At 67.0% G+C, this 11,533-nt stretch carries 10 protein-coding genes; 6 read left to right on the top strand and 4 right to left on the bottom strand.

Annotated elements, in window-relative coordinates; all coding sequences use genetic code 11:
* The 4 genes from B3446_RS11605 to B3446_RS11590 all read left to right on the top strand — a co-directional run.
* Nucleotides 1–2,607: autotransporter outer membrane beta-barrel domain-containing protein (locus B3446_RS11605; RefSeq protein WP_291381137.1), on the top strand; the 2,607-nt coding region annotated here is incomplete at its 5' end.
* A 92-nt stretch (nt 2,608–2,699) separates the two neighbouring features.
* Nucleotides 2,700–3,647: a sensor domain-containing diguanylate cyclase gene (locus B3446_RS11600; protein ID WP_291381135.1), complete on the top strand. Its 948-nt coding sequence runs from the start codon at nt 2,700–2,702 to the stop codon at nt 3,645–3,647.
* Nucleotides 3,648–3,828: 181 nt separating this feature from the next.
* Nucleotides 3,829–5,625, top strand: coding sequence for a methyl-accepting chemotaxis protein (locus B3446_RS11595; RefSeq protein WP_291381133.1), 1,797 nt, complete (start codon nt 3,829–3,831; stop codon nt 5,623–5,625).
* Nucleotides 5,626–5,806: 181 nt separating this feature from the next.
* Nucleotides 5,807–6,193, top strand: coding sequence for a VOC family protein (locus B3446_RS11590; RefSeq protein ID WP_191577825.1), 387 nt, complete (start codon nt 5,807–5,809; stop codon nt 6,191–6,193).
* Between the two features lie 36 nt (nt 6,194–6,229).
* Here B3446_RS11590 and B3446_RS11585 read toward each other — a convergent pair whose 3' ends face one another.
* The 4 genes from B3446_RS11585 to B3446_RS11570 form a co-directional block, all read right to left on the bottom strand.
* On the bottom strand, nt 6,230–7,894 hold the full coding sequence (locus tag B3446_RS11585) for a caspase family protein (RefSeq protein ID WP_291381130.1): 1,665 nt from the start codon (nt 7,892–7,894) through the stop codon (nt 6,230–6,232).
* Between the two features lie 66 nt (nt 7,895–7,960).
* Entirely contained in the window at nt 7,961–8,689 is a 729-nt protein-coding gene (locus B3446_RS11580) for an anti-sigma factor family protein (RefSeq protein WP_291381128.1), read from the bottom strand.
* Entirely contained in the window at nt 8,689–9,354 is a 666-nt protein-coding gene (locus B3446_RS11575) for an RNA polymerase sigma factor (protein WP_291381126.1), read from the bottom strand. Before B3446_RS11575 ends, B3446_RS11580 begins: the two co-directional genes overlap by 1 nt.
* Before the next feature lie 49 nt (nt 9,355–9,403).
* Nucleotides 9,404–9,988: a hypothetical protein gene (locus B3446_RS11570; protein WP_291381124.1), complete on the bottom strand. Its 585-nt coding sequence runs from the start codon at nt 9,986–9,988 to the stop codon at nt 9,404–9,406.
* A gap of 218 nt (nt 9,989–10,206) precedes the next feature.
* Here B3446_RS11570 and B3446_RS11565 point away from each other — a divergent pair, with 218 nt between their 5' ends.
* Together B3446_RS11565 and B3446_RS11560 are read left to right on the top strand one after the other, a co-directional pair.
* Nucleotides 10,207–10,665, top strand: a complete 459-nt coding sequence (locus tag B3446_RS11565; RefSeq protein WP_291381122.1) for a hypothetical protein — start codon at nt 10,207–10,209, stop codon at nt 10,663–10,665.
* Between the two features lie 150 nt (nt 10,666–10,815).
* Nucleotides 10,816–11,533: hypothetical protein (locus B3446_RS11560; RefSeq protein WP_291381120.1), on the top strand; the 718-nt coding region annotated here is incomplete at its 3' end.

The following is an 11,533-nucleotide window of genomic DNA, read 5'->3' as shown; positions in this document are numbered from 1 at the left end:
GGCACGGGCGGCGGCGGCGGTTCGGGCGGCGCGGTTTCCCTGAACACCAGCGGCGCGTCCACGCAGATCACCACCACGGGCGAGGCCGGCTTTGGGGCCGTGCTCCAGTCGGTCGGCGGCGGCGGCGGCTTTGCGGGCGCGGGCACCAGCGCACGAATCAGCGTGGCGGACGACACCATCCCCGCCTTCCAGATGGAAGTGAGCAGCGGCGTCAACCAGAGCCAGGGCCAGGGCGGCACGGTCACAGTCAATGACGTAAGCGGTCTGCTCATCACGACCTCTGGCAACAACGCTTACGGCCTGGTCGGCCAGAGCATCGGCGGCGCGGGCGGCATGATCATCAACTCGCAGAATCAGCAGCGTCCGCAGGGAATCTCGACGTCGATCACCGGCGCCCAAGGCTACGGCGCCGTGTCGGGCGGCGCGGTCAACATCACCCTCGCGTCCCAAAGCCGCATCCAGACCAGCGGCACCGGCGCGCACGGCGTGATCGCACAGTCGGTGGGCGCAGGCGGCGGCATCATCGGACTGCCCGGCACCGGCGCGACGCTGGTCGTGGACCCCGGCCAATCGACCATGATCACGGCGGGCTTCGGCGCCGGCGGCGCCGTCAACGTCAACGCCAACGGCACGGTTGCCGTCAGCGGGCCAGGCGCCATCGGCATCCTGGCGCAAAGCGTGAACGGCGCGGGTGGCCTGGTGCTGACCGCGGACGGCCAATCGGTCTACGCGGGCGGCGGCGTCGCCCCTTACGGCAACAATCTGGACAGCGGCACCGTCGACGTCACGGTCGGACAAGGCGGCGTCGTCTCGGCAACGGGCGCCAACGGCTTCGGCATCTTTGCGCAAAGCGCCAACGCCAACACCGGCGCCACCGTCACGGTGGCCGGCCAGGTCAGCGGCGGCACCGCCACCAACGGCGCGGGCGTCTGGGTCGACGGCAACCAGGCCGGCACGCTGGTGGTCAACGCGACGGGTTCCGTGTCCGGCAATGGCGGCACCGCCATCCAGGCAACCGGCGCCACGCTGGGCGTGGCCAACAACGGCACGGTGGCCGGCTCCGTCAACCTGAACGGCGGCGCCATGAACAACAACGGCAGCTACATCGCCGGCGCGCAGTTCGTGGGCAATTCTCTGACCAACACCGGCCTGATTGCGCTGGGCGGCTCGGAAGGCGCGTCACTGGGCAGCGCCCGCACGCGTTTTGTTGGCACCACGCTGATCGGCACGCTGACGCAATCCGCCACCGGCGTGCTGCGGGCAGGGGCCGATTTCAACGCGATGGACGTGGACACGCTGACCGTCAAGGGTCCCGCAACGCTGGACGGCGGCATGATGATCGCGCCGCGCGCCCTCATGCCCAACCGCGAACTGCCGGTCCTGACCGTCAACGGCCCGCTCACGGGCACGCTGACCGGCGTCGACTCGCCCGTCTTCGACTACGAAACCCGGCAGGTCGGCAACACTACCCGCATCCACGTCGCAGGCGCCAATTTCAACGACGGCGCGATGCAGCTCAAACGCAATCAGTCTGGCATCGCCACGCACTTGCAGCGCACGTGGGACCAAGGCGGCGCGGCCGCGCTGTCCGGCCTGTACGCGGTGCTGGATACCGCCTCCCGCAACGGCGCGCGCGCCTATCAGGATCGGGTGTCGGACCTTTCTCCGGGCGTGGCGCTGGCGCCCGCCGCGCAGATGCAGTTCGGCATGGCGCGCTTCTCCAACGCCATGATGTCGTGCCCGACCTTCGCCGGCAGCGGCTCGCTGACCCGCGAGCAGAACTGCCTGTGGGGCGAAGTCACCGCCCGCCGCACCAACCAGGACGCCGCAAACGGCTCATCGAGCTTCTCTTACGACAGCCAGACCTACCAATTCGGCGGACAGCGCGAAGTGGCCCCCAACTGGTATCTGGGCGGCTCGATGGCCTACCAGAACACCCGTGTCCGCGGGGACGACCGCCGGGTCAGCGGCTCGGGCGATTCGGGCTACGCAGGCATCGTGCTCAAGCGGCAGGCAGGCGCCTGGACGTTCTCGGGCGCGCTGGGCGGCGGATATGGCTCGTATGACCTGACCCGCAACCTGGCCATCGCCAACTTCGACAGCGAAGCCACGAGTTCCCCCAATGTCTACAGCTTCGGCGCCCGCCTGCGTGCTGCCCGTACGTTCGACCAGGGCAACTTCTACCTCAAGCCATACGCCGACCTGACCGCCAGCTACTCGCGCATGCCCGGCTACAGCGAATCGGGCGACGCATTGCGCCTGAAGGTGGACAGCAGTGATCAATTCGTCCTTGGCCTGGCGCCCACCCTGGAGATCGGGGGCCGCGTCGACCTGCCGCAGGGCGCGATGATGCGGCCGTTTGCCTACGCCGGCGTCTCGTTCCTGTCGGAAGACGGCTGGGAGACCACCGCCCGCCTGCAGGGCGCGTCGACCAGTGCCGGCAAGTTCACCACGCGCATGCCCACCGACAACGTCATCGGCCGCGTCGGGGCGGGCTTGCAGGTGGCCAGCGCCGGCAAGGTCGACTTCCGCCTTCAGTACGACGGCGAGTTCGCCTCGCGCGGTTCCAGCCACTCGGGGTCGCTGAAACTGGCGGTTCCGTTCTAGATGCGGTGAGCCCGTGCCGTCGATCGGCAGGTTCCCGTCCCCCAAGGTTCGAGCTACAGTGCTCGTTCCTTGGAAACCCGGAAGGATTGAGCATGGCCGACGACAGCACGCTTCTCCACGACAACGCGGTGTACAGGACTTTGCTGGAATCGACCAAGGCGATTCCCTGGAAGATCGACTGGGCCACGATGAAATTCGCCTACATCGGCCCCCAGATCGAGGCGTTGCTGGGCTGGCGCACCGACAGCTGGGTCACCGTCGAGGACTGGGCGATGCGCATGCATCCCGAGGATCGCGAGTACGTGGTCAACTTCTGCGTCTCGCAATCCCAGGCCGGCGTCGACCACGAGGCCGACTACCGCGCGCTGACCAAGGACAACGGCTACGTGTGGATCCGCGACGTGGTGCACGTGGTGCGCACCGAAAGCGGCGAGCCCGAGGCCCTGATCGGCTTCATGTTCGACATCACCGAGCGCAAGAAGACCGAAGAGAAACTGCTCAGCCTGCAGAAGGAACTGGAGGTGCTGTCTTTCAAGGACGGCTTGACCAACATCGCCAACCGGCGGCGATTCGACAGCAGTTTCGAACTGGAATGGGAGCGCGCCAGCAGCGAAAACCAGCCCTTGTCGGTCTTGCTCTTCGACGTCGACTTCTTCAAGCAATACAACGACCTGTATGGCCACACCCAGGGCGACAAGTGCCTGATCGAAATCGCCGAGACGCTGAGCCTGGCGCTGGATGGTCCGCGCGATCTGGTTGCGCGCTACGGCGGTGAAGAATTCGTTGTGCTGCTGCCCGAAGCCGATGCCGAGGTGGCCCGGAAAGTGGCGGAACGCTGCCAGCGCCAATTACAGAAAAAAGCCATCGTGCACGCGCTGTCGCCGCATGGCAGACGCGTCACGGTCAGCGTCGGTGCGGGCACCGTGATTCCGGAAGGCAATGTCACGCGCGCGGACTTCATCAAGGCCGTGGACGAGCAGTTGTATCTGGCCAAGGCCAACGGGCGCAACCGCATAGAACACGTGCAGGTGGCCCCATAGCGCGCGCTGCGGCGGCGGCCGGTTAAGCCGTCAGCCCCGAAAATCCCGCATATCGGGCTGCCGGCGACGCAGCCGCGCCGATCCGGCTTTTTCGCCCGTAATTCCCCGTATTGCGCCGCAACATGATGTGCTGTAGTGCCCGGGTGGAGGGCGCATTCCGCGCCCCCGTCGCGTGCCCATCATGTCCAAACTCAGAAATCTCTCTCTTCGGAGCAGCCTCACAGCACTGGTGCTGTTCTTCATCGTGATGCTGGTGGCCGTTGGCGCCATCGCCATGCAGCAGCTCTGGAGCATCAGCCAGAAGCAGCGCGCCATGTACACGGAAACCGTCATGCCGCTGCGCGTCGTCGTCGACGCCGCCCGCCAAGGCGCCACGCATTTCCGGCGCATGTATGTCTACATCTGGAACACCGATCCGCAAGGCCGCCAGAACGAACTGCGCCTGAACGAAGAATCCGAAAAGTCCGTGTTGCAGGCGCGTGACCGTCTGCAGCAGGAGCAGGACCCCGCCCTGCGGGACCTCGGCGGCAAGCTGGCCGACACCTGGACCCGTTACAAGGCGGCCGTCAACGACGTGAAGGGCCTGGCCGACCGAAACGATCCGACCGCGATGACCGTCCTGCACAAGGACTCGGCCGCGCTGCATGTTGCCGCGCGCAACATCCTGATGGAAGCCGCCAAGCGCCAGGAAGAACTGGCCCGCCTCGACACCGAAGACGCCGCCGCCGCGGTCGAGCGCACGTTCTGGACGCTGACCGCGCTGATCGTGCTGTGCGCGCTGATCGGCAGCATTCTGGGCCTTGGCTTGGTGCGCTCCGTTATGCGCCGTCTGGGCGGCGAGCCCGCCTACGCCGCGCAGATCGCCCAGGAAGTCGCCAAGGGCAACCTGGCCGTGCGCGTGCAGCGCCGCGAAGGCGACCAGACCAGCGTGCTGGCCAACATGGATGCCATGCGCGCCAACCTGGCGCAACTGGTGAGCCAGGTGCGCCAGTCCAGCGAATCCATCGCCACGGGCGCCACGCAGATCTCATCCGGCAACGCCGACCTCAGCCAGCGCACCGAGGAACAGGCCGCCAACGTCGAAGAGACCGCGGCCTCGATGGAAGAGATGAATGCCGCGGTGAAGCAGAATCTGGAATCCGTGCAGATGGCCGGCAGCCTGGCCGGCTCGGCCAGCGCAGCTGCCGCGCGCGGCGGCGAAGTGGTCGGCAACGTGGTCAGCACCATGGACGCCATCTCCGCCAGCTCGCGCAAGATCGTCGACATCATCGCCGTCATCGACTCCATCGCGTTCCAGACCAACATCCTCGCCCTGAACGCCGCCGTCGAAGCGGCCCGCGCGGGCGAACAGGGCCGCGGCTTTGCGGTCGTGGCGAGCGAAGTGCGCGCACTGGCTCAACGCAGCGCCAGCGCCGCCAAGGAAATCAAGCAGCTGATCAGCGACAGCGTCGGCAACGTCGAAGCCGGTTCGAACCTGGTCGGCGAAGCCGGCAGCACCATGAACGACATCGTGACGCAGGTGCGCCGCGTTGCCGACCTGATCGCCGAAATCGGCGCGGCCGCCCACGAGCAGGGCCAAGGCATCTCGCAAGTGGGCGACGCCATCAACCAGCTCGACCAGACGACGCAGCAGAATGCCGCGCTGGTGGAAGAATCGGCTGCTGCCGCGCATAGCTTGAATTCGCAGGCCGCGACGCTGGTGAAGCTGGTCAGTGTGTTCCGTCTTGCCGAGGACGATGCGCCGCGATTTGTGGCCAATCCGCAAGTTGCTCAGGTGCGAGAGGTGCAGTCTGTAGCGGCCCAGCCCGCAAAGCCGCAGCGCGTCTTGGCCAAGCCGACCTCTTCACGCGCGGCCGCCGGCAAGCCGGCGGACACTCGCCGCGCCGACGCAAAGCCCGCGCCGCAAGCGAAACCGCCGCTGCGCGTACCGGGCGACAACAAACCCGCGCAGTCGAATGATGATTGGGAGAGTTTCTGATCGGTAGACGGTGACACCGCGCAGGATCGGCGCAAGCCGCCTGCGCGTTCACCAGGCGCCAGCGTGGATTCGCAATGCCAGAGCACGTATCCCCACGTTGCAAATCGAAGCGATCTCACCCCGACCCCTCACCTATGCTGACCTCTCCGGCCCACGCGGCCGCCTTTCCGAGGAGCAGCGTATGTTGGACCACATCGAGATTCACGTCAGCGACTTCGCGCGCAGCCGGGCTTTCTACCTGAGCGCGCTCGCGGCGGTAGGGTATGTGCCGCGCAAGGGGTTGGCGACGGGCATGGGCTTTGGCGTTGGCGAGCCCGACGACGCGGGCGACCCGGGCGGCGAGTTCTGGATTCATGAGGGCACGCCCAGCACGCCGCGCGTGCATGTGGCGTTCCGCGCGCGCAGCCGTGACGAGGTCGACGCCTTTCATCGCGCGGCGCTGGCGGCGGGCGGGCGCGACAACGGCGCGCCGGGGTTACGCCCGAAATATCACCCGAACTACTACGGCGCCTTCATCCTGGACCCCGACGGCTACAACGTCGAGGCGGTGTATCACCGTCCTGCCTGACGCGCCTGCGACGTCATACGCGCGCCACTGCGGGGTTCAGGGCTGGCCGGGCGGGCGCACACCCAGCGCGCGCATCCACGGGTTGTCCGGCAGGCCCTGAATGGGCGCCATGCCGGGCATGGGAAACCCGACCGGATTGAGCGCGGCGTCCTGCAGCACCTTGGCCCACTCGCGCGGGTCGATCGGTTCGCCCATGCGCGCGCGCACGTCCAGCAGGTCCATCGCCGCGCGCCGGTGCCCGGCCTCGGCCGCATCGCGAAACAGGCGTTCGGCCACGGCGTAGTTCTTGGGCACGCCCCGGCCCATGCCGGTCAGCTCGCCCAGATAGGTCTGCGCGGGCGCGAATCCCTGATCGGCGGCGCGCTGATACCAGCGGGCGGCGACGGGGTAGTTCTGTTGCACGTGCTCGCCGTTTTCGGCGATCAGCCCCAGGGTGGTCATGGCGACCACGTCGCCCGCGTTGGCGCGCGCCTGCAATGAGGCCAGACGGGGCTCGTCCACATACTGCGCGCCCCGCTCTATCTCATATTCCCAGGCGCTCATGCGGGCCTTGATCAGATCGCGGCCAAGCGTGGGGGACGGGCCTCTGCCCTGCGCCGTCTGACCGCCGGATGCCCCCGGCGTTGCGGGCGTCTGGCCGTCCGCCAGCGTGGTGAACGTGACGGTGCCGACCAGGCTGCTGGCGTAGTGCGGAATCTGCCGGTAGGAGGTAGCCACCTGCACGTCGGCGGTCAATTGCTTGAAGAAGGTCTCCACCGGCGCGGTACCGGGCAGCGCGCGCAGCCCTTGCGCGAAGTAGTACGCGTAGGGGCTGTGGCGGGGGCCGTCGTTGCCGAAGCCGTCTTCGGCCGTGGCGCCGGGCTGCGTGGAGAAGGCGATAAGTTCCCCGCCCGCTGGAACGGCATGCACCAGTCCCGCGCCGGGCGTGCCCCGCGTCAGGTTGGTGCGGCAGGCGTCCAGCACCATCAGGCGCGCGCGGACATTGGCCCGCCGCAGCGCTTGCGACACGCGCTTGAGGCTCAGCGAACTTTGCTGCGCCGTGCGGATGCGCACCTCGCCCAGCGGCAGCGGCAGGTCCACGCCGAACAGATAGTTCACGTCGTCCACCGCGACAGCGTGTCCGGCGAAGTACATCAGCGCCAGGTCCCCGCCGGCGGCCCGAAGGGCGAAATCGTCGACGGCGGCTTCCATCTGCGCCGTGGTCAGGTCCGTGAGCAGGGTCACGTCGACCTGGCGCTGGCGCAGTGAGTCAGCAATGAGGCGGGCATCGTTGACCGGGTTGACCAGCGCGTTTGCGGGAACGGCGTATCGCGCGTTGCCGATCACCAGCGCGTAGCGGCGCTTGGCGGGCGTGGCTTGGGGGTCGGCTTGAGGGTCCGCATGGGGGTCGGCTTGGGGTTCAGCCTGGGCCTTGGCATCCGATGCGACCTTGCGATCCGTCGCAGCTGCGGAAGGCCCGTCGTCCGGCGCCGGCGCAGGCGTGGCCGGCTGGGGTGCCGACGTGCCCGAGCGGACCGGCTCCTCGTCCATCATGTTCCGGTTGTTCAGCCCCCGCGCATTCGCACCCGCCGCGAGCACGGCGCTTGCGTGCCCGCCGCAGAGCCCCGCGCCGACCAGCGCGGCCAGCAGGCGCCGCCGCATCAGGGGTTGCGGCCGCGCGTCCGGCATGCTGGCAACGGCAGGTTCTTTGTTGGGCTTCATAGAAAATTCGCGGTCTGACTTTTTGTTCGGGAGGGACTGGACGTTATCTCGGGCTTGCGCCGGGTCTCACGGTTTGGGGCACGCGCCCGCTGGCGCCTCCGTGACCGACAGCGCGCCCAGCGCCGTCGCGGCATCGCGCAGCGACGACTCACGCGCAGCGGCCAGGACGTATCGCCCATCCGCATCGGGCCCGTCGACGATGGACACCGCGTACTGGGACAAGGTATTGCGCAATTGCCGCGCGGTCAGGGCATCGGGAAGATCGACCACCAGGCGCGGGCAAGATGCACCGCCGCGCGTCAGGACGTCGTCGGACATGACGACCGTGGGATTTTGCACCGGCGCCTGCTGCATCACCACAACGGACAGCATGATCGCGAGCGCCCAGCCCAGCGGCATCAACGGGCTGGCGGGCTTGGGCCACAGCCATTGCCACAAGCGCCGCATGCGCGACGTTGGCGCGTGCGAAGACACCGCCGCGCGCGCAGGCGCAGGCTCGGACGCTGACGCCCCCGCAGATTTGGCAGACGCAGGCTCAGACGCGGACGCACACGCAGATTCGGCAGACGCCGGCGCAGCCTCCACGCCCTGCGCCAGCGCACGCAAGAAAGCCGCATCGCGCTCGCCCTGCCCAATCTCGTTATGCGCAAGCTGGCGCGCCTCGGCAAGATTGCGCCACGCCTCCAGCTCCTCCTGCAATGCGGGATCCCTCGCGAGATCGGCTTCAAAGGCCCGGCGGGCATCGGCGTCCAGCTCGCCGGCCAGATACGACAGCACTCGGTCTTCAGCCATCATCAGTCCATCCCCTTGCGGGTGCATTCCGTCACCAGCTTGCGCGCGGCGTGCAGGCGGCTCTTCACGGTGGGCACGTGCAGGTCCTGCTGCCGGGCGATCTGTTCCATCGGCATGTCGTCCAGGTACAGGAACATGGTGGTTTTCAGCGTGTCGCTGAGCTTGTTGAGGCAATCGCGCATGCGCTTGACGACCGACAGGTGCTCATACGCCTGCGCGGGGTCGGCAAAGGGCGAGGCATCCGCCACATCCCGGGCGTCGTCAGACGCTGTGTCGTCCCGATCGCCGCCGTCGTCGGGACCCGCCCACTGCACCTCGTGCCGCGTGCGGCGGTGATACTGGATCAGCTCGTGCAGCGATCCGCGGTACAGGTAGCCGCCCAGCTTGCTGACGGCCAGTTCATGCGCCGTCCATCCGCCCTCGGGCTGGCCGTGCAGCAGGACCTCGTCCTTGAAACTGCGCGTCTGCAGGAACTTCATGAGCGCGTTGTTGAACGCGTCCACCACGCCTTCGGGCGGCGTGTTGAAGAACTTTCTGCGCAGTTTCAGCGTGATGTGCTGCTCGGCCTTGTTCCGGAACGCCAGCGCGTAGCGCGGGTCGGCATGCATGATGCGCAACAGCGCGTCGACGTTGTCGATGACGTAGCGCTTGGATTCGAGCGTGTTCATGATTCAGGTTCTCGGGGCTGCGGCACCTTAGCTGCGCAGGGGCGGAAAATCAAGCGCGGCGGCGCAGCGCGGCGACCCCGCGGACAGTGAAGGCCAGCGCGATGGCGACAGACAGATAGAAGCCGAACCCGAACGACAGGCCGCTCCACAGGTTGGACGCCATGTCGCCCGCCAGGCTGCGGCCGGCGCGCGAACTGCCCATGAAACCCGACAACTGGCGCGTCGCATTCATGAACTCCTGCACCTGCGAGACCACGCCCGCCAACGCGATGATCCACAACGTCAGCGGCGCAAAGTAGCCGAGGCGCGCCGCGCGATGGTCCAGCAGCGAAGGCAGCAACGGCCCCACGACGGCCAGCAGCCACAACACGGCATAGAATCCCGCGCCGGCCCCCTGCCCTGCCATCGCGCCCTGCACGCTGCCGCCATTCTGCAAGCGCAGGAGGTCGTAGAAGCTCAGACTGACGCCCGATCCCATCATGCGCACGGAGACCACCGCGAAAAGCGTGGTGCCCAGAAGAAACAGCAACGCGCCCGCCGCGTCGCCCCGGTTGACGCGCTGAACCGCAATGGCTGCCCACCGGGTTGCGTGGGTCTTTGCCTGCGTCAGTACGTCTTGTGCTTTGTCCTGCATGGTGTTTCCTTTTTTGCGTGAGGCGGATGCCGGTAATGACCCCTACGCGCCACAGCGCAAAAGGTTCGATTTTTTTTTCGCCCTTTTTTCGGCCAATTGATTTGCCGGGTTCGGTTTATCCTTCGACGCTAAATTTTTCGAACCTTTTTCAAGACGGCGCGTAGCAAGGGTCATGGGTTCGTCTTTTTTCCCACTTACCACCAACGGAGCGTTGAATCATGTCCACCCCCACCCCGCTGTCCGCCCTGTACCAGACCGTGGTGCAAGAAGAACTGGGCCTTGTCGCCAGCTTTGACGAGCAAGGCGACGTGGTCTTCAAGCATCCCGACATGGGCATCATGTATTTCAGCCTGAGCGATTCGGACCCGGAATTCCTGCGCCTCGTCTATCCCGCCTTCGTGCAGGCAGATGAACTGAACCTGACGCGCGGCCAATTCCTGGAAGTCATCAACGTCGTGAACAACCGCTGCAAGGCCATCAAGCTGACGCTGCCGCAAGAGGAAGCCGATCGCCCCGCGCGCGTATCGGCCTCGGTGGAAAGCTTCGTGGCCGCGCCCGACACCCTGCCCGACATCGCCCTGTTGCGCGCCACCGTGGCCCGCACCGTGTCCGCCATTCGCAATGGCGTGCACGAACTGGTGAAACTGTCGATGGAACTGAAGCAGGCCGCCAACTGACGCGCCAAACCCGCGCCTGGTTTGCGACGACGCACGGCGCGACGCGCCCGGCGCAATTGAAACAAGTCTGGTCCTGCGCTGTAACTTTGCGATACATTGCAGGGCTTTGACGAAAAAGGCGCCCGCGCGGCGCCAGGTTTTCCGCCTCCCATGATGTCATTGCGCCTGCACGTATCCCGTTCGTTGATCCTTCGCCTTGCGGCCAGCTTCCTCTTGCTGGCTGGCCTGTCCGCCTGCGCGGTCAAGACCAATTCCCGGGGCAACTACGTGTTCGGCGTGGACACCGCCGCCCTGTTCGGCACCGAGATCGGCCAGTTCCCGCTGCAGGATGGCGGAGTGGGCACCCTGCGCCGCGAAGGCAAGAACTTCTCGGTGAAGCTGTCGGGCAACCAGCGCGTGGTGCCCCTGAACAATGTCGAGTCCGCGCGCATCGCCCGCACCGAAAACATTGGCCCGCGCACCGTGGTCGTCATCGAGACCCAGCGCCGCAACTGCGATTACCGCTATACCGTGCTGGCCATCGAGGGGTCCGACGTGTTGTCGTGGGACGTGGGCAATTGCCGTGACCGGCCCGTCGTGCTGGTCCAGGACGACCGCAGCGCGCTGACTTTCGACTTCCCAAAGGGTTCGGTGATCGAGCGGTTTGTCTACACGCAGGATGGCCGGATGCGCCGCGGCAACGTGAAGAGCGTCGCGGGCTTGACCCCGCGCGCCAAGCCGTTTGCCGACGAGTCGCTGTATCCGCCCGGGTACATGGATTCGATCCGGCTGCATGGCGTCTATCCGCCGCCCGCGGCGCCGGCCGCTCGATCAGGCAAGGCGGCAAGGCCGGCCAGCGGCGGCCCCCCCGCCCCCCCCCGCGCCCCCC

Origin of the sequence: Achromobacter sp. UBA5777 (assembly GCF_002418565.1) — a bacterium.
GTDB classification, from domain to species: Bacteria; Pseudomonadota; Gammaproteobacteria; order Burkholderiales; family Burkholderiaceae_B; genus Achromobacter; species Achromobacter animicus.
The sequence above is the reverse complement of the archived record's forward strand: the minus strand, read 5'-3'. Positions and strand labels throughout refer to the sequence as shown.